The sequence below is a fragment of the Escherichia sp. MOD1-EC7011 genome (assembly GCF_002965005.1).
In the GTDB taxonomy this organism is placed as follows: Bacteria; Pseudomonadota; Gammaproteobacteria; order Enterobacterales; family Enterobacteriaceae; genus Escherichia; species Escherichia ruysiae.
Genome location: NZ_PTRD01000027.1, coordinates 37,330 through 60,513, shown reverse-complemented (window position 1 = coordinate 60,513; position 23,184 = coordinate 37,330). Strand labels below are relative to the sequence as shown.

Below are 23,184 nucleotides of genomic sequence, written 5' to 3'. Positions count from 1 at the left end.
TTTTTCTGATTTCCCCTACACTTAACACTGATACCTTGTCAGGGGTTTCCCTTTGTCTGTATTGATTTACGCGAGATAACGCTATGGAATTAAAGGATTATTACGCCATCATGGGCGTGAAACCGACGGACGATCTCAAGACAATCAAGACCGCCTATCGTCGACTGGCCCGTAAATACCATCCCGATGTCAGTAAAGAACCCGATGCCGAAGCCCGCTTCAAAGAGGTCGCTGAAGCGTGGGAAGTGTTGAGTGATGAGCAACGTCGCGCTGAGTATGATCAGATGTGGCAACATCGCAACGATCCGCAATTTAACCGTCAGTTCCATCATGGCGACGGTCAGAGTTTTAACGCCGAAGATTTTGACGATATCTTCTCGTCAATTTTCGGTCAACATGCCCGCCAGAGCCGCCAACGCCCCGCCACACGTGGCCACGATATTGAAATCGAAGTGGCGGTATTCCTTGAAGAAACGCTTACTGAGCACAAGCGTACCATCAGCTATAACCTGCCGGTTTATAACGCCTTTGGCATGATCGAACAGGAAATCCCGAAAACGCTGAATGTGAAGATCCCGGCGGGCGTCGGCAATGGTCAACGCATCCGCCTGAAAGGCCAGGGGACGCCGGGCGAAAACGGTGGCCCGAATGGCGATTTGTGGCTGGTGATTCATATTGCGCCGCATCCGCTGTTTGATATTGTCGGTCAGGATCTGGAAATTGTGGTGCCGGTTAGCCCGTGGGAAGCGGCGCTGGGTGCTAAAGTCACCGTCCCAACACTGAAAGAAAGCATTTTGCTGACTATCCCGCCTGGCAGCCAGGCCGGGCAACGATTGCGCGTTAAAGGCAAAGGTCTGGTGAGCAAAAAACAGACCGGCGATCTGTATGCGGTACTGAAAATCGTGATGCCGCCGAAACCAGATGAAAACACTGCCGCGCTGTGGCAGCAACTGGCAGACGCCCAGTCGTCTTTTGATCCACGCAAAGATTGGGGGAAAGCATGATGGCTAATGTTATGGTGACTTTTACCATTACCGAATTTTGCCTGCATACCGGCATCTCTGAAGAGGAGTTGAATGAAATTGTCGGTTTGGGGGTGGTTGAACCGCGTGAGATCCAGGAAACAACCTGGGTATTTGACGACCATGCCGCCATCGTGGTGCAACGCGCGGTACGGCTGCGTAATGAGCTGGCGCTGGACTGGCCGGGGATCGCGGTGGCGCTGACGTTAATGGATGATATTGCACATCTGAAACAGGAAAACCGCCTGCTGCGCCAGCGGCTTTCCCGGTTTGTGGCTCATCCGTGAGTTTGTTGCCTGATGCGACGCTTAACGCGTCTTATCAGGCCTACAAATCGGCATTATCTCTTTTGGTTGTCGCACTCCACCAACATCTGCAACAACTGGCTTAGTGCCGCGTAAAAACCAAAGCTATCATACTGACGGCAACGCGCAGCAAACTCCGGTAACCAGCGCCACAGCGCCGTCAGTGTTTTTTGCCGCAAACTTTCGATTCCTCGCGCAGGAACGGTCCCCTCTCCCTGCGAAAAATGCAGATGACTCAACAACTCGAGATAGATCGCCAGATGATCTGACGGTTCGTTGAAATTGCCGCTGGTTTCCATCCCTGCCTCAACTAACAAGCGTTTAATCTCTTGCTCGTCCTGTTTGTAGGCCGATGCATACGGCAGCGCGGCTTGTTTGTCGGTCATCAGAAACAGGCCGCAAAAGTCAGCGGCCAGTTCCAGACGGGCATCGTCACGTACTGTCAGCGTGGCAATACGGTTTTCCAGATCATTCACCGCCGCTGTGAGCGGCGGTTCGCTTTTCAGCAACGAAAACCATTCAGCCATCTGCGCACTGGCGATTTGCGTCAGTTGTTCATCGTCCAGTTCACGGGAGAACAACTGCGCCAGCCAGGCGTAAACACAGGCAATCTGTTGTGCTGTCAGCGTGGTCATGATTTCACCTGCGACGCGGGAACATATTCGCACTGCGCCACCATCTCCACGGGGCCGTTAAACGCCGTCACCTGCTCCACTGTTCCGTTGTACTTCTCAATTTCCACCAGCGTAGTGTGCGCACTGGTCGCCTGCGCCAGCTGCGAAGTTCCGATGTCGATGGTCAACACGTTGGGGTTACCGTATTTGCACAGCGCACCAGGCTCGCCACCTTTATCTGGATCGTACCATGCCCCTTCGTGAATTCGCGCCACGCCGGGTGCATAGCGGTCAGAAACCACTGCCCCTGCCAACACCTGACCGCGAGCGTTAAAGACGCGTACCACATCACCGTTACGAATACCGCGCGCACTGGCATCCTGCGGGCTAATAAATACTGGCTCTTTACCCGCTACCGTATATTGCTGACGCAGGGTTTCAGATTCACATAACTGTGAGTGAAGTCGGAAATCGGGATGCACAGATTGCAGATGCAACGGATACTTTTGCGAGCCAGGCCCACCGTGGGAACGTTCGATTTTCTCAAACCACATCGGATGCCCCTGACAATCGTCATAGTTCATGTCGGCGATGGTTTTCGAGTAGATCTCAATCAGGCCACTCGGCGTGCCCAGCGGTTCGAGATCCGGATCTTCGCGGAATGCCTGGTGGCGAACGAACATCTGCGGATGGTCAAACTCGACGTACTCTTTGTTATTCCAGAAGTCATCAAACGCGGGCAGATGAACGCCGCGTCCTTTACCCTGTTGTACACCTTCCTGCCAGATGCGTTTCAGCCAGCCCATTTCGTCCAGCCCTTCGGTAAAGGCTTCTTCGCGATTAAAGCGGCGACACAGCTCGCGGAAAATATCAAAGTCGTTGCGCGCCTCGAACTGCGGCGGCACGACCTGTTTCATGGCGATAATGCCACGATTGGAGTGGTTGCCGTACTGGTCGAGATCGTTACGCTCAAACTGCGTGGTCGCAGGCAGCACGATGTCGGCAAAGCGGCAGGTTGAGGTCCACTGGTTATCTATGGCGATAACCGTTTCCAGCTTGCGCCAGCCTTCAATAATGCGGTTGATCTGCTGATGGCGATGGAACGGGTTAGTTCCGGCAAAAATACACATTTTCAGCGGCGGCAGTTTTACCGATTTACCGTTCCAGTTGATCACTTTCCCCGGTTCGAGGATCGCATCGATAAAACGGGCAATCGGAATGGTGCTGCTGTAGCCTTTGTAGTCACTGTTGTCGTGAACAGGCGGAATCGACGTAGAGCCGGAGAAACCACTCAGAATAACGCCTTTACGCCCCGGCGTGCCTGCGCCGTTATAGTGCCAGCCAAAACCAAAGCCACCACCTGGCAGGCCAATTTGCCCCAGCATCGCCGCCAGAACGACAATCATCCACGCCCACTGTTCACCGTGCTGCATACGCTGCACGCACCAGCCAGCAATAATTTGCGTTCTGTTCGCCGCCATCTGCCGCGCCAGCCCACGAATGGTTTCGGCATCAATGCCGGTCAGTTTTTCAGCCCATGCGGCATCTTTCGGCTGACCGTCTTTCTCACCCAGCAGATACGGCAGGAACTGCTCAAAACCCACACAGTAGTTAGCGAGGAAGTTTTTGTCGTACAGGTTTTCACTGTACAGCGTATGTGCCAGCGCCAGTTGCAGCGGCACGTCAGTTTGCGGGTTAACCGCAATGTGCTTCACATGCTTGCGTCCCAGATACTCATGGGTGGATGTAACAACCGGATCGATGCTGATGACCTCAATTTCACCGGCGGCGACTTTCGCTTTCAACTGCTCATAATATTCATAAACATCGTGATCCGGGCACCACCAGTTCGCTTGCTGGTTTTTCAGCAAATCGGAGCCCCACAGCACAATGGTTTTGCTGTTCTGCAATACCAGCGGCCAGGAGGTTTGCTGTTCATACACTTCCATCGAACCGACTACGCGCGGCAGGATCACCTGCGCAGCACCGGTAGAGTAATCTCCGCCCGTACCCACGCTATTACCATGCAAGGCAATAGCTTTCGCCAGCATCCCCGAAGCGTTATGGAACATCCCCGTCGATTGCCAACCACTGGCGGTCAGCAAGGCACTCGGCCCGTGAGTTTTCTGTACGCGTTCCAGTTCTTCATAGAACATGTCGAGGGCTTCATCCCAGCTCACGCGCACAAAACGGTTATCACCGCGCTGGGATGTGTCGCTCAGATGGCGCTTACGCAGCCAGTCCACGCGTACCATCGGATAACGAATACGCGCCGCGTTGTGTACGTGATCCGGCAATCCGGCGATCATTTTCGACGGATATTTATCCAGTTCGAACGGTTTTGCCGCCACAAAGCGACCATCCTTCACCGTCGCGCGGATAGCCCCCCAGTGCGATCCGGTCAGAATGCCCTCTTTCGAGGTGACGGCCTCAGTAGCCGCTTGCGCCGCAGTCGCACGGCGCGGCGTTAACAATGACGGCCCCAGCATCCCGGCGACGGTTAAGCCGCCGAGCTGTGCCAGAAAACGCCGACGTGATGCCTGAAAGAGATCGTTATTGTTCATTATTTTTCTTCCTTCTTATCGCCGTGAGCCTTACCTGCGGTGTCAGACGCATTCATTTGCAGATATTTCAACAAGGTGCGTTCTTCACGTTTATCGAGGCTGGTAAAGCCAATCATGCCGTTGAGCGTGCCGATCCAACCGTTAGCGTCAAAGTGGGCGATTTCCGGTGCGCCGTGGCACTGGTTACAAGTGCCGTTGTACAACGAATCCGCATAAGCCCAGATCGGTTTGATATCGTTCACCATGTCGCCTTTCTTCATCCACGCGGTGGCCTGTAACTTGCTCCACTCGGTATTGGTGTCGGCAACGGTGGTTTTCTCCAGCGTTTTCACCTGCTGCTGCACATCACCACGAATCGAGGCAACAAAGATGCGTTTGCCTGGGAACTGGGTGAGTACACGCTGACGTCCGGCGCTTTCTGTCCAGCCGGTAATCTCAATTTGCAGCCAGTCGCCGTCACGTTTAAGGACTTTCACTTCCGAAGCAGGCAGCAGTGAACCAGACGCTTCTTTATCGCCTTTCGCCGCATAAATCGGCTTGATATCAATGGAGTACAGCGTGTCACCACTGTCATTAGCACTGGCGCGCAACTCGTCGAACTGCTTACGGAAGCCGCTACTCATATCCGGTAACTGGTGGGCAATACCTTTATGACAGTCGATGCAGGATTGATTATCTTTCGCTGCCACCTTCATCTGACGTGCCGCTTCCGGATGCTGCTTCGCATGATCCATCGCATCGTAGTTATGGCAGGAGCGGCAGGTTGCCGAGTTGTTTTCTTTCATTCGCGCCCATTCACGCTCGGCAAGTTCCGCGCGTTTGGCTTCGAATTTTTCAGGTGTATCAATGGAGTGGGCAATAAAGGTCTGGTAGATATCGTTGCTCGCTTCCAGTTTGCGCTTCACCATGCCTGGAATATCCGGCGGGATATGACAGTCATGGCATTCAGCTCGCACGCCGGAGGCGTTCTGGAAATGCACCGACTGTTTATATTCTTCATACACCGGTTGCATACTGTGGCAACTGACACAAAATTCGGTTGTGCTGGTGACTTTGATCCCAACGTGTGGCAATACAATCAGCGCAATGCCAATCACAATCCCAATAGCGACCAGCGCCAGTACCGACCAACGAGCACTGGGTCGGCGTAGCGCGTTCCAGAGTTTCCGCATAATAGCCCCTGTAAAATTATGGTTTAGTGAAGCGATCTTAATGAGCAAATATGAACAGCGGCACTGGTCAGGATGAACGGCTTACGGCAGAATATGAACAGATATGAACAGAATGAGTAAAACCCTCTGATGCCACATCACATTGTTATTGTTGAAGATGAACCGGTTACCCAAGCGCGATTACAAACCTACTTCACTCAGGAGGGGTATACCGTTTCCGTTACGGCGAGCGGTGCCGGGCTGCGGGAAATTATGCAGAATCAGCCGGTGGATTTAATTCTGCTGGATATCAACTTGCCCGATGAAAATGGCCTGATGCTAACCCGCGCCCTGCGGGAACGTTCGACGGTGGGGATTATTCTGGTTACCGGACGCAGCGATCGAATTGACCGTATTGTTGGGCTGGAAATGGGCGCAGACGATTACGTCACCAAACCGCTGGAACTGCGCGAGCTGGTAGTACGGGTAAAAAATCTGCTCTGGCGAATCGACCTCGCGCGACAAGCTCAACCGCACACTCAGGACAATTGCTATCGCTTTGCCGGTTATTGCCTGAATGTGTCGCGCCATACGCTGGAGCGGGATGGCGAGCCGATTAAACTGACCCGCGCAGAGTATGAAATGTTGGTGGCATTTGTGACGAATCCGGGCGAAATTCTCAGCCGTGAACGTCTGCTGCGTATGCTTTCTGCGCGTCGGGTGGAAAACCCTGACCTGCGCACCGTCGATGTGTTAATTCGTCGTTTACGCCATAAACTCAGCGCGGATTTACTGGTGACGCAACATGGCGAAGGTTATTTCTTAGCCGCTGATGTGTGCTGATAAAAATAGACCGGACGAAATCCCCCTGGCGACAGCGAGCGGCGGATATGTTCACGGTCGGCATTTTTCGGCGTCAGGACTAAAATCGGTGGGCTGACATTATCAGACACCGATTGCCCCTGTAATTGCCTGATGGCCTGCTCAACTGCCAGTTCCCCCTGCCAGACCATTTGATCGCTGGCAGCCATAATCACTCTTCCCCGCTTCAGCCCGCGATACACCTGATGTGAAAGATAAAACGACACCACGGTAAGCGGCGTTTTCAGGTTACGCCCTTCACCCATTGCCGCCTCTGCCGCAATGGCCGTTCCGGCAACGACGTCGATTTCTGGATGGCGCTCCAGCATCTCCTGCAACAGGTTACGCTGGATTTCAATATCGTTGTCGCCGAGCGCAATATCGACAATACGCACCGGGCTTCCGGCAATGGCTGCGCGAAAACCCTCTACCATCTCCTTACTGCCCCCGGCGTTATCGGGGCCGGGCATCAACAGCACGTTCAGTGGTTTACCGTGGCTCCATTGCACCAGATATCGCCCTGGTTGATAGCCCATCTGAAACCAGGGCACACCAACGCGGCTTTTTATCTGTGAGTCGTCAATGGCATTCACCAGTTCAATCACCGGCAGACTTGCTACCTGCTTTTGCAGATCGGGAAATGACGTCGTGCTACTACCGAGCAAAATGGCCTCTGCCCCCCATTGCTTACACTGGTCGATTTGCGCCTGCTGGGTAGCTAACTGGCTGTAGCCGCCTGCCTCCAGCACTTTTAAATCCACACCGTAGCGGCGAGCAGCCTCCTGCATTCCATAGTTCAACGATAACCAGTATGAATCTTTCAGGCTGGGGTAAAGCGCGCACAGTTTCCATGCGCGTTTGGCTTTAAGCGGCGTATAGGGTTGCACCGTGAAATGCTGCGCATCATGCCAGCGCAACAGGTTATCAGCCGAAAATGCCGGCAACATGAAAAGGGAAAGAAGTAAAAATAGCAGTACGCGCATGATAGCCTCATCAATAATAAGGCTTTATGCTAGATGTATTCCGCTTTGCGACTCAACATTTTTCACCTTAAATGCACCGACCGTGAATTTAACCCTGACCCGAAGACTCTGGATGGGCTTTGCCCTGATGGCGCTGTTAACCCTGACCAGTACCCTGGTGGGATGGTACAACCTGCGCTTTATCAGCCAGGTGGAAAAAGACAACACTCAGGCATTGATTCCTACCATGAATATGGCGCGCCAGTTGAGCGAAGCCAGCGCCTGGGAACTTTTCGCCGCGCAGAACCTGACCAGTGCCGATAACGAAAAGATGTGGCAGGCGCAGGGGCGAATGCTCACCGCACAAAGCCTGAAGATTAATGCGTTGCTGCAAGCGTTACGGGAACAAGGTTTTGATACCACCGCTATTGAACAACAGGAGCAGGAGATCTCCCGTTCGTTACGTCAGCAAGGGGAGCTGGTGGGGCAGCGTTTGCAACTGCGCCAGCAACAACAGCAACTCAGTCAGCAGATAGTCGCCGCCGCCGATGAAATCGCACGCCTGGCGCAAGGTCAGGCGAATAATGCGGCGACCTCCGCCGGAGCTACCCAGGCCGGGATTTACGATTTGATCGAACAACATCAGCGTCAGGCCGCCGAAAGCGCACTCGACAGGCTGATTGATATCGATCTTGAGTATGTTAACCAGATGAATGAACTGCGCCTTAGCGCCCTACGGGTGCAGCAAATGGTGATGAATCTGGGACTGGAACTGATCCAGAAAAATTCGCCAACGCTGGAAAAGCAGCTCAATAATGCGGTGAAAATTCTGCAACGTCGGCAAATACGCATTGAAGATCCGGGTGTTCGTGCTCAGGTTGCGACAACGTTAACTACCGTTAGCCAATATAGCGATTTGCTGGCGCTGTATCAGCAGGACAGTGAAATCAGCAATCACCTGCAAACTCTCGCCCAAAATAACATCGCCCAGTTCGCGCAGTTTAGTAGTGAAGTCAGTCAGCTGGTCGACACCATTGAGCTGCGCAATCAGCACGGACTGGCGCATCTCGAAAAAGCCAGTGCACGCGGGCAATACAGCCTGGTATTGCTGGGAATAGTTTCACTTTGCGCACTGATTCTGATCCTCTGGCGCGTGGTTTATCGCTCAGTCACACGTCCACTTGCTGAACAAACGCAGGCGCTGCAACGCTTGCTGGACGGTGATATCGACTCCCCTTTTCCGGAAACCGCTGGCGTGCGGGAGCTGGATACCATCGGGCGGCTGATGGATGCGTTTCGCAGCAGCGTTCATGCGCTGAATCGCCAGCGCGAACAGCTGGCGGCACAAGTAAAAGCGCGCACGGCTGAATTACAGGAACTGGTGGTAGAACATCGACAGGCTCGTGCGGAAGCCGAAAAAGCCAGCCAGGCAAAATCTGCGTTTCTGGCGGCAATGAGCCATGAGATCCGCACACCGCTGTACGGTATTCTCGGCACCGCGCAACTGCTGGCAGATAACCCCGCACTTAACGCCCAGCGTGATGATTTGCGGGCAATTACCGACTCCGGCGAATCGCTGCTGACCATCCTTAACGATATCCTCGATTATTCGGCTATCGAAGCGGGGGGCAAAAATGTTTCGGTCAGCGATGACCCCTTTGAACCACGCCCGCTGCTGGAAAGTACCCTGCAATTAATGAGCGGGCGGGTGAAAGGTCGCCCGATTCGCCTGGCAACGGCAATTGCCAACGATGTACCGAGCGCGTTAATGGGCGATCCGCGACGTATTCGCCAGGTTATTACCAACTTGTTGAGCAACGCCGTGCGTTTCACTGACGAGGGGCAGATCGTCCTGCGCAGTCGCACTGATGGCGAGCAATGGTTGGTCGAAGTGGAAGACAGCGGCTGCGGTATTGATCCCGCGAAACTGGCAGAAATATTCCAGCCATTTGTTCAGGTAAGCGGCAAACGCGGCGGCACCGGGCTGGGGCTGACTATCAGTAGCAGTCTGGCTCAGGCGATGGGCGGCGAAATGAGCGCCACCAGCACGCCGGGGGCTGGAAGCTGTTTTTGTTTACGCTTGCCGTTACGTGTTGCCACTGCCCCCGTGCCAAAAACAGTCAATCAGACGGTACGTCTGGACGGTTTACGTTTGCTGTTAATTGAAGATAACCCGCTAACCCAGCGAATTACCGTTGAGATGCTGAACACCAGTGGTGCGCAGGTCGTGGCTGTTGGCAATGCCGCGCAGGCGATAGAAACGCTGCAAAATAGTGAACCATTTGCTGCCGCACTGGTGGATTTTGATCTGCCGGATATCGATGGAATTACCCTTGCCCGACAACTGGCACAGCAATATCCGTCGCTGGTTTTGATTGGCTTTAGCGCCCATGTCATCGACGAAACGCTGCGCCAGCGAACCAGTTCGCTCTTTCGCGGGATTATCCCTAAACCAGTGCCGCGTGAAGTGCTCGGTCAGTTACTGGCGCACTATCTCCAACTGCAAACCAATAAAGATCAATCGCTGGATGTATCGCAACTCCATGAAGATGCTCAGTTAATGGGGACGGAGAGTATTCGCGAATGGCTGACATTATTTAAACAACATGCCCTGCCACTTCTCGATGAAATAGACGCAGCCCGCGCCAGGCAGGACTGCGAAAAAATTAAACGTGCCGCGCACCAGCTAAAAAGCAGCTGCGCGAGTCTGGGAATGCGTAGCGCCAGCCAGCTATGCGCGCAACTGGAGCAGCAGCCATTATCTGCGCCCCTCCCACACGAAGAAATTACACGCAGTGTTGCCGCTCTGGAAGCGTGGTTGAATAAGAAAGACCTGAACGCGATTTGAATCAATATCAGCCAGTTAAGAATATTTAGAATAGTGGCATTTGGTATGCAACTTAACGGACTGGCAAAATCATGACAGAGAAAAAAAGAACCCGCTGGCAGCGGCGGCCAGGCACGACGGGCGGCAAATTACCGTGGAATGACTGGCGTAATGCCACGACCTGGCGTAAAGCGACGCAATTATTACTGTTAGCAATCAATATTTATATTGCCGTCACCTTCTGGTACTGGGTGCGCTATTACGAAACGGCAGGTAGTACGACATTTGTCGCCAGACCAGGAGGCATCGAAGGCTGGCTACCGATTGCCGGCCTGATGAATCTGAAATATAGCTTTGAAACAGGCCAGCTACCTTCCATCCATGCCGCCGCGATGCTGTTATTGGTCGCTTTTATCGTCATCAGTCTATTACTCAAAAAAGCCTTTTGCTCATGGTTATGCCCGGTTGGTACGCTTTCTGAATTAATCGGCGATCTCGGTAACAAACTGTTTGGTCGGCAATTTGCCCTTCCCCGCTGGCTGGATATTCCTCTGCGCGGCGTGAAGTATTTGCTGTTGAGTTTTTTTCTCTATATCGCGTTATTGATGCCCGCTCAGGCAATTCACTATTTTATGCTATCGCCCTACAGCGTGGTGATGGACGTTAAAATGCTCGATTTCTTTCGTCATATGGGAACCGCGACATTAATCAGCGTGACCGTTTTGCTGATTGCCAGCCTATTTATTCGCCATGCCTGGTGTCGTTATCTTTGCCCATATGGCGCGCTGATGGGCGTGGTTTCGTTATTTTCGCCGTTTAAGATTCGTCGCAATGCCGAAAGTTGTATCGATTGTGGCAAATGCGCAAAAAATTGCCCATCACGGATCCCGGTCGATAAATTAATTCAGGTACGAACAGTGGAATGTACCGGCTGTATGACTTGCGTAGAGTCATGTCCGGTCACTTCAACATTAACTTTTTCGCTGCAAAAACCTGCGGCAAATAAAAAGGCCTTTGCGTTGTCTGGCTGGTTAATGACGCTATTGGTTCTGGGGATTATGTTTGCGGTGATTGGATATGCGATGTATGCGGGTGTATGGCAAAGCCCGGTGCCAGAAGAATTGTATCGACGCTTAATTCCACAAGCGCCAATGATTGGTCACTAAATTAGCAACAAGCGGAACATCACCTCGCACGGGGTGATGTTCACAAAATCACATTATTTTGATTTTGACGTCATAACCTTCAAGCCCGGTCATTTTCTCCCGCGCAGTAAAGCGAATTTCAGAGACTTCTTTCCCTGTGTTCTTACTCAATTCGGCGATTTTTTGCGCAATAAAGTCGGAGATTTCCGTTTCGGCTTGTTTTTTTAGCTCTTCAATATTCACTGTTAACCTCTTCTGGTCTTAAAAGACAGCAACACGCCAGCAAGGTGTTGGTTCCGATCCCCTGGTCAGGTTAGAAATGTTATAAGCCATCTGCATGAAAGATTCAATAATCAGTAGGTTATCGCTCAATATGCGTACAGGGATAAGTGCAAACAGAAGATATAAAAAAGGCTCCGCGAGGGAGCCTGATATTATTTTGTGAAATCCAGCGGCGCATGGTCAGTGCGTATTTGCAAGGCAACGTTATCAAAGGTGATCATCGTCGATTTACAGAAAATACACTTAGCGCCCAAAGGGTTTCGCTCCGTCACATCGAATGCCGATGTGCGGTACTGTGAACCATGACAACATGGACAGCGGAAATGGAGATGTTGAGTAATAACGGCAACCTTAGAGCGTAACAACGTTCGCTGCCGAGGGACCACGTTGCCCCTGCTCAATAGAAAATTCGACTTTCTGATTTTCATTCAGCGTGCGAAATTCATTGCTCTGGATGGCGGTGAAATGAACGAAAACGTCCTTGCTGCCATCATCAGGAGTGATAAAGCCAAAACCTTTATCTGCGTTAAACCATTTTACTAAACCAGTCATTTTATTAGACATATTTTACTTCCTTCATTTTGAGCCTTTCGGCAAACAGGGCTTTATTACAGAAACTACTTAGTGTTCAGGAGAGAGACTCAAAAGAAGGGGATAATGCCTGATAATGAGAACTGCTTTAGTAAACTACTTTGTATGCTGTCTGTCTTTCAAACCGACGCAGCTATTAACGCATGATAAATATGATTAAGCAAATTTTATTTTAGCCGTCCGGCGGTCTTAAATATCGCTAGCTTTATTTTATTAACACCGTATAGTGCGGCGCAGTATTTTTAGTAAGGAATTTGTTTGTCCCGTAAAATGACAGGAATTGTCAAAACCTTTGATCGCAAAAGCGGCAAAGGATTCATCATCCCCTCCGACGGTCGTAAAGAAGTCCAGGTTCATATTTCCGCATTCAGTCCCCGCGACGCAGAAGTGCTCATCCCAGGATTACGCGTAGAATTTTGCCGCGTAAATGGCCTGCGAGGACCAACAGCGGCAAATGTTTATTTATCCTGATGTAAACTACATGCCGGAATACGCGCTTCATTCACTATTTGCGTAAAATCCGCCAGTGAACACATGCCCTGCGCGTTTCTCTCCTCACATTCTGCCAGTGTCAGTTTTACCTCTCCAGGCGGCGTTTTTAGCGATAGCGGCGTTTTATCACGCATCTGCTGCAAGGTCTGGAATACCAGCGAAACCTGAATCCATTGACTGTTATCACTTAGCCGCCGCCAGCGTTCAAATACCAGTTCACCACCCGGCGGGGTGTTATCCGGTTGACCCGGCAGCGTCCAGTTAAGCTTCAGTGCCCCCCCCAGATTCGCCAGGTTGGTATCATGCCCGGCAATAAACAACAGTGAAGTCGGCAGCGTAATTCCATAGTTCGATTTTTGCGGGTTGTTTGGCGTCAACGCCGTCAGAACTAAATCCAACAGCGGTGTGGCACGACGACGAGCCACATCCGGGGTACGTTGCAGCAAATAAAACTGCGCATTATGCAGGCTTAACAAGGTGTTCCACTGATGTGAATCAGTAATTCGTCCCCAGCCAGGCTCCGGCATTCCCTGTGCTTGTTGCAGGAGAAATATCTCCGTCAGCATGGATGCGAGGCTTACCGCACCCGTTAATGAGACGTTATCAGCACTCACCTTGAGTTCAGAGGGCAATGCCTGCGTGAACGAACAGCTTTCGTCTTGTTTCTCTCGTTTGAGGCACAGACTTGATTGCGGAAAATTGAGTACCCGCTCCAGTTCGTGAAATGCCGTTTGCCGATGATCGGTAAAATCAACGAGAGAGCCGCCTGCCCTGCTGAGAATCGCCTCAGTCACGTTCACTTTATCCAGTTGGCAAACACCGGTTTTCAGGGGATTAAATAACGGATCGGGACGGGAAGTGTCTGACTGAGTATGTACGGTTATTGCACAGTCGGGAGCCAGCCCGGCAGCAAAGGCTTCGCCTGTTTTACGAGTGCGCTCGTCAACATCGGCAATAATCGCGACCTGCCCAGCTTTCGGGCAACCATTTTTTGCCAACAAACCGTCAGCCACCAGGCGTTGGCGTTGGTAATGTCCGAGATAAGAGATCAGCTCACCGCCTCGTGGTGTCAGCCAACCCAGTTTCACCGGCCAGCCAGGCCAGGTGTCTGGAGTAACGTCCTGCATGATTTGCGTAGATTTGGTGGGTGCTCGCACACCATGACGGCTGACAATCACCACACTTTCCAGCTTCAGTTCCGGCGCCCCCTGAGCAAATGCAGGTAGCGGAGTTAACGGAAGCAAAAGAGAAAAAAAGGGGATCAAAATCGCTTTCATCGCCAGGTTTCCGTTTTTCATGTTTCGCATTATTGCCTGATGCGACGTTGATGCGTCTCATCAGGCCTACGTTTGTTGTGCGTCAAATCAACCTTTCAGACGCGGTTCCAGCCATACCAACACCACGGTGGAGAGTGAACACATCAACAAAATTCCGACGAACCACAATAAATACCACATTGATCATCCCTCCTTAGTACAGCTCACTATCGTGACGGCGAAGCGTTTCAGTTGTCATGCGCCCCCACATTTTGTAGTAGCTCCATACAGTGTAGAGCAACACAATAGGCAAAAATATCAGCACAATTACTAACATAATGCTCAACGTCAGCTGACTGGAGGTGCTGTCCCACAGCGTCAGGCTGGAGATCGGACTGATGCTCGAAGGCATGACAAACGGAAACAGCGTGATGCCCGCCGTGAAGATAACGCCAAATTGCATCAATGAGGCCAGCAGAAATCCCCAACAGGGGCGACCCCGATAAATCGCCATCACCGTCAGTAATGGGCAGAAAAAACCCAGCAGCGGGAAGATCCACAAAATCGGCGATTCAACAAAATTATTCATCCAGGCACCGGGCAGTACTGTAACCAGTTTCATTAACGGATTGGACGGGCCGTTAACATCCTGGGCGAGCAATACAAAGCCATCAATACCCACCCACAGCCAGTACCCCGCCAGCAAAAAGCACAGCATGACCAACAGCGCAGCGCGTTTGGTCGCCAGTTGCGAACGCAGGTGAATAGCTCCGACCGTTTTTAGTTGCAACCAGACGCCACCTTGTAAAATCACCATGCCCAGACTGAGCAAACCACACAGTAATGGGAACGGTGTCAGCAATTGCCAGAAAGAACCGAGGTACTCCACGCGTAATTGCGGCGTGAAGACAAACGGCACGCCAAGTAACAAATTGCCGAACGCGATACCGAAGACTACCGGCGGCACCAGACTGCCGATGACCAGACCGGCATCCCACATTTTACGCCAGCGCGCATCAGCGATTTTTCCACGATAATCAAAAGCCAGCGGGCGAAAGAACAGCGAGCACAGCACCAGAATCATCGCCACATAAAAGCCGGAAAACGCCGCTGCATAGACTCTGGGCCAGGCGGCAAATAATGCACCGCCCGCAAGAATCAACCAGACCTGGTTGCCTTCCCAGTGTGCGCCAACGCTATTAATCACTATCCGACGTTCATCATCATTACGCGCCACCAGCGGCAACAGACAGCCAATCCCCATGTCAAATCCATCGGAGATCATAAAGACCACCAGGATGACGCCAATCAGCAGCCACCAGATGAAGCGCAATGTTTCATAATCAAACATGATTCTCTCCTTTACCCCTGTTGCTGCGTCGGTTGTTCACTCTGCATCGCGCTCGGCCCCAGACGGGCATATTTCTGCATCAGGTAGACTTCGGCGATTAAGAACAGGGTATAAAGCCCTACGATCATGATCAGTGAGAAAGCCAGTTGTCCCGTGGTTAACGCGGAGTGCGCGGAGTATGTCGGTAAGATGTCCTGAATCGCCCACGGCTGACGACCAAACTCGGTCATAAACCACCCGGCTTCAATGGCAATCCACGGCAGCGGCAAACTCCAGAGCGCCATTTTCAGCACCCAACGATGCTGGTCAATTTTACCGCGCAGCGTCTGAACGAGCGCAATCAGCATTACCAGTAACAGCAGCGAACCGCAGCCCACCATGATGCGGAAACTCCAGAACACCGGCGCAACCTGTGGAATAGCGCCACGCATTGCTGCCTGATACTGCGCCGGTGTGACATGATTCATATCCGGCGCATAGCGGGAGAGCAACATGCCGTAACCAAGGTCGCTTTCCAACTCCCGGAATGCCTGCAACACATGCGGCTCCCGGTTACCTTGCGAGATCTCCTGCATCAGCAGCCAGGCCATACGTCCGCGTTGCAATCGTGGGTAGGTTTCAGCCATCAAATTTTTCAGCCCCGGAACGGGCTTATCTAATGAGTGAGTGGCGAGGATCCCTAACAGTGCGGGAATTTTGATGGCAAAGGCATTACGTTCTTGATCCTGTTCCGGCCAGGCAACGAGATGGAACGGCGCAGGTGCGGGTTCGGTTTGCCACTCCCCTTCCATTGCGGCCAGTTTTACCGGCTGAACGCGTGCGACTTCATAAGCAGAACTGTCTCCAAGTTGCAGCGCGCCGATTATCGCCAGTGTGCCAAAGACCGAACCGATGGCGAACGAACGTAGCGCAACATCACGCTCCCGTCCGCGCAGTAAATACCAGGCGCTGATCGCCATAATAAACATGGCTCCGGTCACATAGCCCGCCATCACCGTATGGACAAATTTCACCTGGCTGACAGGGTTAAAAACCAGATCGCTGAAACTGGTCATCTCCATACGCAGGGTGTCGATATCGAAATGCGCGCCGGTCGGGAACTGCATCCAGCCGTTGGCATTCAAAATCCACAATGCGGAGATATTGGAACCGAATGCCACCAGCCAGGTCACCAGCAGATGCTGGTATTTATTCAGCCGTTGCCAGCCGAAGAAGAACAGACCGACAAAGGTGGATTCGAGGAAAAAGGCCATTAATGCTTCCATCGCCAGCGGTGCGCCAAAAATGTCGCCCACATAGTTGGAATAGAATGACCAGTTAGTACCAAACTGAAACTCCATCGTCAGGCCGGTGGCCACACCGAGAGCGAAGTTGATACCGAAGAGCTTACCCCAGAAACGCGTCATATCGCGGTAGACTGTTTTGCCGGTGACCACGTAAATGGTTTCCATGATAGCCAGCAAAAAAATCAGCCCCAGGGTAAGGGGCACGAATAAAAAGTGGTACAGCGCGGTTAGTGCAAACTGCCAGCGCGATAAATCAATAACATCCCACATGCGAACTCCTGTAGGCGAAGAGAGGGAAATAACCCTTTAATAGTAGATCTCCCTTTTTATCCTTACAGTTTGTAGGTGGTCGTATTCGCTGATTGCGATATTCATAAGACTGAAAGCGACATTTGCCGCCGTTTTCACTGTTGCTCGTTTTCCACCAGCCACTGACACACCTCGCCCAACCGCTGCGCAGAATCAGCCAAATCTTCCGGCGCTGCCAGCACAACTTCCGGTATAGGGCAGATTTCATAACTCTCAAGCAGCGGGCCTTTTAGGGTGTCCGTGCAACGTAAATGCCAGACATGGCGTAACCCGGTGGCGTTGATATAGCTCTCGCCATAGCCAATGGTGCGAATCTGAATATTCCCCTCCCCGCAAAGGCGCGACAGAAAAAGTCGGTCAGCCTCGCTGATGGGCAATTGCGTCAGGTTAATACTGTGCGGCTGCGTGTCAGGGTTACGCACATGCGCCAGCAATTCATGAGCCAACGGCAGTCCGTTCATCAGGCCATCGATGGGTGGCGGTAACAGCGAATCTGTCGGCAAGACGTTTTGCGTTGCCGCCTGCCACAAAGGCAGCGGCGCGCAGCCAGTCTCCAGACGGTCTTCCAGTAACTGCTCTCCGCGACGTCTGCGCACTCGCCATAATCCGCAAAAAATTGCCTCCTGAATTTCACTTTCACTGCCATCAACGTGTTGGATGCGAACTGACACTTCCCCTTCCCCGAGAAGCGTATTGATAAAGTGGCGATCGTAAGCGTTGAGATTTAACAGATCGACTGCCAGCACCTCGCCCAAAGGGGGGATACGTTGGCTTAGCTGTTGTTGCAGTTCGTTTAACAGCACAATCACCTGCGGGCTATATGCACACTGTTCCAGTGCCGCCATGCTCGGTTCATCATTCACCTGGCAGGTGATCGGCAGCGGATTCATACTGAAGCTGTCGTCATCAGGTTGCGTTCCTGGCCTCAGTAAATGGAAAAAAGTGTCACTCATGAGGCACGCTCCTGTTGCGGTTCGACAAGCCCACGCATCAGGTTTATCAACTCCGTCCATGGGTGAATACCATTCAGCACGCCGCGATAGCTACCGCCGGTAAACACCAGTGTGGCGGGAAAGCGAAAAACACCAAAGCGATCGCCGATAGCCTCGCTCTGCGCAAGATCGGCTACCGCCACCTGCCACGCATAGTCTGGAAATTCGCGCAATAATTCGCCAATTATTATCGGATTATCACCGACCTCCGGCGTGCGTTTCGGATCGCTGCTTAACAGCACTACGCCGTCTGGTGCCTGCGATAACCAGTCATCAAGGCTGGATTCTGTGACAGGTGTCCAGCCGCGCGCCAGCATACGCTGCCACAACGCATTAAAAGGAGAGTCATTGATCATCCCTGCTCCTCCAGGCTCATCCGGTACTGGCGTAAGCGAACGCCTTCATAATTTTCCATCGACAGACAGTCATAGTTGAGACAGCGTGATTCCTCTGCCAGATGCGGTACGATTCCCCACTCTGCCAGTTGCGCCAGCGCCAACTGTTCTGCTGATGGCAGTTGTTCACGTGCCAGTTCGCTCAGGCTGCCACCGTAGTCGTCGAGCATTGCCGGTTGCAGCCCGACCAGGGCGATTTGTTCAGGCAAATGTCCACGAATATCCGCCAGCGCCAGCACTTCGGAGAAACTGTTCTGGTGCAGACTCATTTTCTTTGCGCTAAGGTATGCCGGAATGCGCTCTCCGGCATATGTCCGTAGCGTTCCTGGCTCCAGCCCATAATCAATGGCATCGAGGATCAACAAATGACTGGCGCTTTCAACGTAGCCCAACAAATTCAGCCCCTGAGTGCCACCATCGACAATCTCCACGTTTTCGGGCCAGTGATAATGTGCATATAGCCGTTCCGCCACCCGCACACCGAAACCTTCATCGGCCCATAGCAGGTTGCCCAGCCCCATCACCACCACGCGCTGCTCGCTCATGAACGCTCCTTGTTGCTTTTGACTTTAAAAAACTTGTGGCTGCGGTAACCGTTCACCATCGTGGAGATCACCGTGTCATCAGACATGATGTCTTCACGCAGCGCCATATAGACATGACCGATCACAAACGCACCAATTAGCCACATCCCCAGCCGATGCCAGCTGTGAATGTCCAGCGAGTTGCCGCCCGTCCAGTAGAAAAACTCCACTACATAACGGAACGGCGCGAAAATGGCATACTGGCTGTGTTCGCTGAACAGCGCAAAACCGGTGACGATCATAAAGACCGACATCAGGAAATAGCCGAACATCGCCGCCTGGGCGATGGGGTTATGACCGATGTCGGCACTCGGGCGTTTTGCCAGAAACAGATACCAGCGGATTTCATACCACACGCCCAGCCACCAGCTTTTACGCCATACCGGCACAATGAAAAGCTCGCGTGAATAGCGATTACCCACGAACGCCCAGTAAATCCGCATCAGCAATATCACGGTAAAAATCATTCCGGCGCTGAAGTGAATTAACCTGATGTAGCCCATATAGAACAGATACGTCGCCTCGCCGCTGACCGAAGGCAGCGGCTTACCGATAAAGTAACCGGTGACCATCAACACCGCCATGCATAACACCGTCAGCCAGTGCCAGATACGGACTGGCGCTTCAAAGACATAGTGGCTGACAACGTTGTCGCTTTTCTCTTGCATGATGATTCTCCTTCGCTGTTAACGCACCTGCACGGAGATAAGCTCGCTACCGTCGTCGCCCAGCACGTGTGTCGAACAGGCGAGGCACGGGTCAAAGCTGTGCAGAGTACGCAGGATCTCCAGCGGTTGCTCGGGGATCGCCATTTTGGTGTTCATCAGCGCCGCTTCATAAGCGCCAATCTGCCCTTTGGGATCGCGCGGGCTGGCGTTCCAGGTGGTCGGCACCACGCACTGGTAGAGATCAATCTTGCCATCGCGGATGGCGGCCCAGTGGCCTAACGCCCCGCGCGGCGCTTCGGTAAAGCCGACGCCACGGCACTCTTTCGGCCAGGTCGCAGGCTCCCATTTTTCAGTGGAGGCAGTGGCAAGATTGCCGTTTTTCAGATTGGTCATCAGCTTGTCGAAGAAGTATTGCAACTTACTTGCGGCCCACTGCGCTTCGTGCGCGCGGCACAGAATGCGGCCTAACGTCGACTGGATGCCAGAAAGCGGTAGGTTCAGCGCCGACATCATGCGATCGACCGACTCAACGGTCGCAGCATCGCCTTTGTGGTAGGCGATTAACGTGCGCGCCAGCGGCCCCACTTCCATCGCATGACCGCGCCAGCGTGGCGCTTTGATCCACGAGTAACGTTCCTGTTCATTCAGCTGCTGAATGTTGGTGTCGCTACCTTTAACATCGCCCGGGTTGTACCACGGGTCGGTAATACCATCAAAAGGATGACGCCCAACCTGATCGTTGGGATACCGATACCAGGCGTGATCGACAAACTCCTGCACCTGCTGCGGATCAACCAAATCCACTGGCAGCACATTGTTGAAGTCGCCATTGATTACCGCACCACCAGGCATCAGCAGACTTTTCTCGCCAAAGTCGTTGGCAATATCCGGGAATGCGCCGTAGCTAAGGACGCATTTATCAGAAAGACCAGTGCCGATTTCACTCCACGGTTTGTTGAACTGACCGATGGCTAAGGCGTCGGGGATCATCACGTTGTTAATGAAGTCCGCCGTGCGGGTAATGATCGACTGAACCAGGTTCAGGCGTTCCATATTGACCGCCCCGACCGCGCCGCTTTCGTCAATGTTAATGGCGCATGGCATCCCGCCGACAATCCAGTTCGGATGCGGGTTTTTACCACCAAAAACGGCGTGAATTTTGACGATCTCCCGCTGGAAATCGAGGGCTTCGAGATAGTGGGCAAAGCCCATCAGGTTGGCTTCCGGCGGCAGTTTGTACTGCGGGTGCCCCCAGTAGCCATTGCGGAAGATCCCCAACTGCCCGCCTTCAACAAATTTCTTCAGGCGGTTTTGTACGTCGAAGAAATAGCCAGGGGATGATTTCGGCCACGAGGAGAGGCTTTGCGCCAGTTCTGACGTTTTCCGTGGGTCGGCTTTCAGCGCATCTAACACATCTATCCAGTCCATCCCGGCGAGCTGATAGAAGTGCACCAGATGGTCGTGGCACCAGAGCGTCGCCAGCATAATATTACGGATGATATTGGCGTTGTCCGGCACTTTAATGCCGATGGCATCCTCTATTGCATAGACCGAAGCCAGAGCGTGTACGCCAGTGCAGACGCCGCAGATACGCTCAACGAACGCCCACGCATCACGCGGATCGCGGCCTTGCAGGATGATCTCCAGCCCGCGAAACATAGTGCCGCAGGAAACAGCATTGGTGATCACATTCTGATCGTTAATATTCACTTCGCAGCGCATATGACCTTCGATGCGCGTAATCGGGTCGACCACCAGGCGGCGTCCGGCATTGTTGATGGTGTATCCCTGAGTTTCGTACTGAGTGCTCATGCCTGTTTATCCTCGTTGCCCGGCTGTTGTTCGGCTTCTGCAAGTTGCTGGTTATGACGTCTGCGCTGGTCAACGGCGCTGGCGACTGCATGTACGCCAACAGCCGCAGCCACGACACCAAGCGCGGTTAAGCCCACGGTATCGGCGGTAGAGTGCGTTCCCATCTGCGGAATATCGACCACGCGGCTATAGAACGAACCGCGATCCCAGAAACCATTTTCAGAACAGCCCAGGCAGCCATGACCAGACTGGATTGGGAAAGAAACGCCATCATTCCAGCGTGTGGAGGAACAGGCGTTATAGGTGGTAGGCCCTTTGCAGCCCATTTTGTACAGGCAGTAACCTTTACGCGCGGCGTCATCATCCCAACTCTGGACGAACTCTCCGGCATCAAAGTGAGCGCGGCGATAGCATTTATCGTGGATTCGCTGACCGTAGAACATCAGCGGACGCCCCATTCTGTCGACATCCGGCAGACGATCGAATGTCACCATGTAAGTAATGATGGCGCTCATCACATCCGGGATCGGCGGGCAGCCGGGCACTTTAATGATCGGTTTGTCGGTGATGACTTTGTCGATGGGGGTGGCCTGCGTCGGATTGGGTCGGGCGGCTTGCACACAGCCCCAGGACGCACAGGTGCCCCAGGCAATAATTGCACTGGCTCCGGCAGCTGCACGTTTGAGTTTCTCAATAAACGGTCGACCGCTACTGATACAGAACATCCCCTGCTCGCCCAGCGGCGGGTTACCTTCTACTGCGAGGATATATTTGCCGTTGTATTGCGTGATGATGTCTTCAAAGACTTCCTCTGCCTGAGTGCCTGCGGCAGCCATCAGAGTATCGTCGTAGTCGAGAGAAATAAGGGAAAGAATGACATCCTTCGCCAGCGGATGAGCAGAACGGATAAAAGATTCGGTACAGCAGGTGCATTCAAGACCGTGGATCCACACCACTGGAATGCGCGGTTTATTCTCCAGCGCCCAGGCAATCTTTGGTGCCATCCCCGCGCCTAATCCCAGCGACGTGGCAGCCAGACTGCAATATTTAAGAAAACTTCGCCGGGTAACCCCCTGACGTCGCATAGCCTGGTAAAAGGTTTCCTCGTTATTCATATAGCACGTCTCTTCTCCTTGCGACACCGACTGGAGTGCCGGGCGCTTTTGGTCGGCAAGCGACGTCCCTGGAGCAAGGCAAACCATCGCTTCACGAGAGAGACAGAAAACGAAAGCTCATCCTTCTGCACTGGCGCACGTCGCCAGAAAGTATTGTTAATAAAGCGTAGTGAAACTTTTGCACAAAACAACACAGAGTGTGTGGATTTATCTTTTAGCGATAAAAATGAACCTTATTTTCCTTAAGGTTTACCGCAGGAAGGTTATGAAGCGATTTTTATGGCGATGGAATGCGCAAATTGCTGTTATTTCACGCAATCAACACGATTTTGTCTGTTTTTCAGGCAAACAAACACATTGGGGGTTTACACGACGCATCGGGATGTTTATAGTTCGCGTCATTCCGGAAGTGTGGCCGAGCGGTTGAAGGCACCGGTCTTGAAAACCGGCGACCCGAAAGGGTTCCAGAGTTCGAATCTCTGCGCTTCCGCCAAATAAGATAAGGGGTTAGCTAAATGCTAACCCCTTTTTCTTTTACCTGTCAAAATCGCCATGCCGTTATGCCATCCCAATGACTTAATCTGTCTTTGCTAAACCTGT

General features: G+C 52.7%; 23 protein-coding genes, 1 tRNA gene and 1 pseudogene. 7 read left to right on the top strand and 18 right to left on the bottom strand.

Going from position 1 to position 23,184, the window contains the following annotated elements:
* Positions 1-83 precede the first annotated feature (83 nt).
* Entirely contained in the window at positions 84-1,004 is a 921-nt protein-coding gene (gene cbpA, locus A7098_RS14455) for a curved DNA-binding protein (protein WP_000420621.1), read from the top strand.
* Positions 1,004-1,309 carry a chaperone modulator CbpM gene (gene cbpM / locus A7098_RS14450; protein WP_000024502.1) on the top strand — a complete coding sequence of 102 codons (306 nt, stop codon included), beginning with the start codon at positions 1,004-1,006 and terminating at the stop codon, positions 1,307-1,309. Before cbpA ends, cbpM begins: the two co-directional genes overlap by 1 nt.
* 53 nt (positions 1,310-1,362) lie before the next feature.
* Here cbpM and torD read toward each other — a convergent pair whose 3' ends face one another.
* Genes torD through torC form a run of 3 tightly spaced genes read right to left on the bottom strand, consistent with a single transcriptional unit; the run spans position 1,363 to position 5,677 of the window.
* Entirely contained in the window at positions 1,363-1,962 is a 600-nt protein-coding gene (torD, locus tag A7098_RS14445) for a molecular chaperone TorD (RefSeq protein WP_105280992.1), read from the bottom strand.
* On the bottom strand, positions 1,959-4,505 hold the full coding sequence (torA, locus tag A7098_RS14440; protein WP_105280991.1) for a trimethylamine-N-oxide reductase TorA: 2,547 nt from the start codon (positions 4,503-4,505) through the stop codon (positions 1,959-1,961). The genes torD and torA overlap by 4 nt, the downstream gene beginning before the upstream one ends.
* Positions 4,505-5,677 carry a pentaheme c-type cytochrome TorC gene (torC, locus tag A7098_RS14435; RefSeq protein WP_001230242.1) on the bottom strand — a complete coding sequence of 391 codons (1,173 nt, stop codon included), beginning with the start codon at positions 5,675-5,677 and terminating at the stop codon, positions 4,505-4,507. The genes torA and torC overlap by 1 nt, the downstream gene beginning before the upstream one ends.
* A gap of 129 nt (positions 5,678-5,806) precedes the next feature.
* Here torC and torR point away from each other — a divergent pair, with 129 nt between their 5' ends.
* Positions 5,807-6,499 carry a two-component system response regulator TorR gene (gene torR / locus A7098_RS14430; RefSeq protein ID WP_001120129.1) on the top strand — a complete coding sequence of 231 codons (693 nt, stop codon included), beginning with the start codon at positions 5,807-5,809 and terminating at the stop codon, positions 6,497-6,499.
* Here torR and torT read toward each other — a convergent pair.
* Entirely contained in the window at positions 6,472-7,500 is a 1,029-nt protein-coding gene (gene torT, locus A7098_RS14425) for a TMAO reductase system periplasmic protein TorT (protein ID WP_105280990.1), read from the bottom strand. The genes torR and torT overlap by 28 nt on opposite strands.
* Positions 7,501-7,582: 82 nt before the next feature.
* Here torT and torS point away from each other — a divergent pair, with 82 nt between their 5' ends.
* Positions 7,583-10,327, top strand: coding sequence for a TMAO reductase system sensor histidine kinase/response regulator TorS (torS, locus tag A7098_RS14420; RefSeq protein ID WP_105280989.1), 2,745 nt, complete (start codon positions 7,583-7,585; stop codon positions 10,325-10,327).
* Positions 10,328-10,398: 71 nt separating this feature from the next.
* Entirely contained in the window at positions 10,399-11,472 is a 1,074-nt protein-coding gene (locus A7098_RS14415) for a 4Fe-4S binding protein (protein WP_105280988.1), read from the top strand.
* A gap of 48 nt (positions 11,473-11,520) precedes the next feature.
* Here the strand turns inward: A7098_RS14415 and A7098_RS14410 are convergent, their stop codons facing one another.
* The 4 genes and pseudogenes from A7098_RS14410 to cspG form a co-directional block, all read right to left on the bottom strand.
* Positions 11,521-11,694 (bottom strand): addiction module toxin, GnsA/GnsB family, encoded by a 174-nt coding sequence (locus A7098_RS14410; RefSeq protein ID WP_001019200.1) that lies wholly within the window; start codon positions 11,692-11,694, stop codon positions 11,521-11,523.
* Positions 11,684-11,911: pseudogene (locus A7098_RS23965) on the bottom strand (cold-shock protein). The gene A7098_RS14410 and the pseudogene A7098_RS23965 overlap by 11 nt, the downstream one beginning before the upstream one ends.
* Entirely contained in the window at positions 11,886-12,074 is a 189-nt protein-coding gene (locus A7098_RS14405) for a cold-shock protein (protein ID WP_071524879.1), read from the bottom strand. Before A7098_RS14405 ends, A7098_RS23965 begins: the two are co-directional and overlap by 26 nt.
* Positions 12,075-12,084: 10 nt before the next feature.
* Positions 12,085-12,297: a cold shock protein CspG gene (gene cspG / locus A7098_RS14400; RefSeq protein WP_000066493.1), complete on the bottom strand. Its 213-nt coding sequence runs from the start codon at positions 12,295-12,297 to the stop codon at positions 12,085-12,087.
* 285 nt (positions 12,298-12,582) lie between these two features.
* On the opposite strand from cspG, the gene cspH reads away from it, so the two are divergent.
* Positions 12,583-12,795: a cold shock-like protein CspH gene (cspH, locus tag A7098_RS14395; protein WP_000087760.1), complete on the top strand. Its 213-nt coding sequence runs from the start codon at positions 12,583-12,585 to the stop codon at positions 12,793-12,795.
* On the opposite strand, the gene A7098_RS14390 is transcribed toward cspH, so the two are convergent.
* From A7098_RS14390 to hyaA, 10 genes are all read right to left on the bottom strand, one after another.
* Complete coding sequence (locus tag A7098_RS14390; protein ID WP_024212534.1) at positions 12,783-14,093, bottom strand: AppA family phytase/histidine-type acid phosphatase; 1,311 nt, start codon at positions 14,091-14,093, stop codon at positions 12,783-12,785. The two genes, cspH and A7098_RS14390, sit on opposite strands and share 13 nt — an antisense overlap.
* Positions 14,094-14,180: 87 nt before the next feature.
* Positions 14,181-14,273 (bottom strand): cytochrome bd-II oxidase subunit CbdX, encoded by a 93-nt coding sequence (cbdX, locus tag A7098_RS14385; protein ID WP_000270307.1) that lies wholly within the window; start codon positions 14,271-14,273, stop codon positions 14,181-14,183.
* Between the two features lie 13 nt (positions 14,274-14,286).
* The gene (gene appB, locus A7098_RS14380) at positions 14,287-15,423 is read right to left on the bottom strand and encodes a cytochrome d ubiquinol oxidase subunit II (RefSeq protein ID WP_105280987.1); all 1,137 of its coding nucleotides are present in this window, start codon (positions 15,421-15,423) and stop codon (positions 14,287-14,289) included.
* 11 nt (positions 15,424-15,434) lie between these two features.
* On the bottom strand, positions 15,435-16,979 hold the full coding sequence (gene appC / locus A7098_RS14375; RefSeq protein WP_000263590.1) for a cytochrome bd-II oxidase subunit 1: 1,545 nt from the start codon (positions 16,977-16,979) through the stop codon (positions 15,435-15,437).
* A gap of 134 nt (positions 16,980-17,113) precedes the next feature.
* Positions 17,114-17,971 (bottom strand): hydrogenase expression/formation protein, encoded by an 858-nt coding sequence (locus tag A7098_RS14370; RefSeq protein ID WP_105280986.1) that lies wholly within the window; start codon positions 17,969-17,971, stop codon positions 17,114-17,116.
* The gene (hyaE, locus tag A7098_RS14365; protein ID WP_000606443.1) at positions 17,968-18,366 is read right to left on the bottom strand and encodes a hydrogenase-1 operon protein HyaE; all 399 of its coding nucleotides are present in this window, start codon (positions 18,364-18,366) and stop codon (positions 17,968-17,970) included. The genes A7098_RS14370 and hyaE overlap by 4 nt, the downstream gene beginning before the upstream one ends.
* A complete protein-coding gene (gene hyaD, locus A7098_RS14360) occupies positions 18,363-18,950 on the bottom strand; it encodes a hydrogenase 1 maturation protease (RefSeq protein WP_000003651.1) in 588 nt (195 codons plus the stop codon). Before hyaD ends, hyaE begins: the two co-directional genes overlap by 4 nt.
* Positions 18,947-19,657, bottom strand: coding sequence for a Ni/Fe-hydrogenase b-type cytochrome subunit (gene hyaC, locus A7098_RS14355; RefSeq protein WP_001156753.1), 711 nt, complete (start codon positions 19,655-19,657; stop codon positions 18,947-18,949). Before hyaC ends, hyaD begins: the two co-directional genes overlap by 4 nt.
* 18 nt (positions 19,658-19,675) lie before the next feature.
* Positions 19,676-21,469: a Ni/Fe-hydrogenase large subunit gene (gene hyaB, locus A7098_RS14350; protein WP_105280985.1), complete on the bottom strand. Its 1,794-nt coding sequence runs from the start codon at positions 21,467-21,469 to the stop codon at positions 19,676-19,678.
* Positions 21,466-22,584, bottom strand: a complete 1,119-nt coding sequence (hyaA, locus tag A7098_RS14345; RefSeq protein WP_010344442.1) for a hydrogenase 1 small subunit — start codon at positions 22,582-22,584, stop codon at positions 21,466-21,468. Before hyaA ends, hyaB begins: the two co-directional genes overlap by 4 nt.
* A 405-nt stretch (positions 22,585-22,989) precedes the next feature.
* Between hyaA and A7098_RS14335 the strand changes: the two genes are divergently transcribed.
* Positions 22,990-23,077 (top strand) — tRNA-Ser (locus A7098_RS14335).
* Positions 23,078-23,184: the final 107 nt, after the last annotated feature.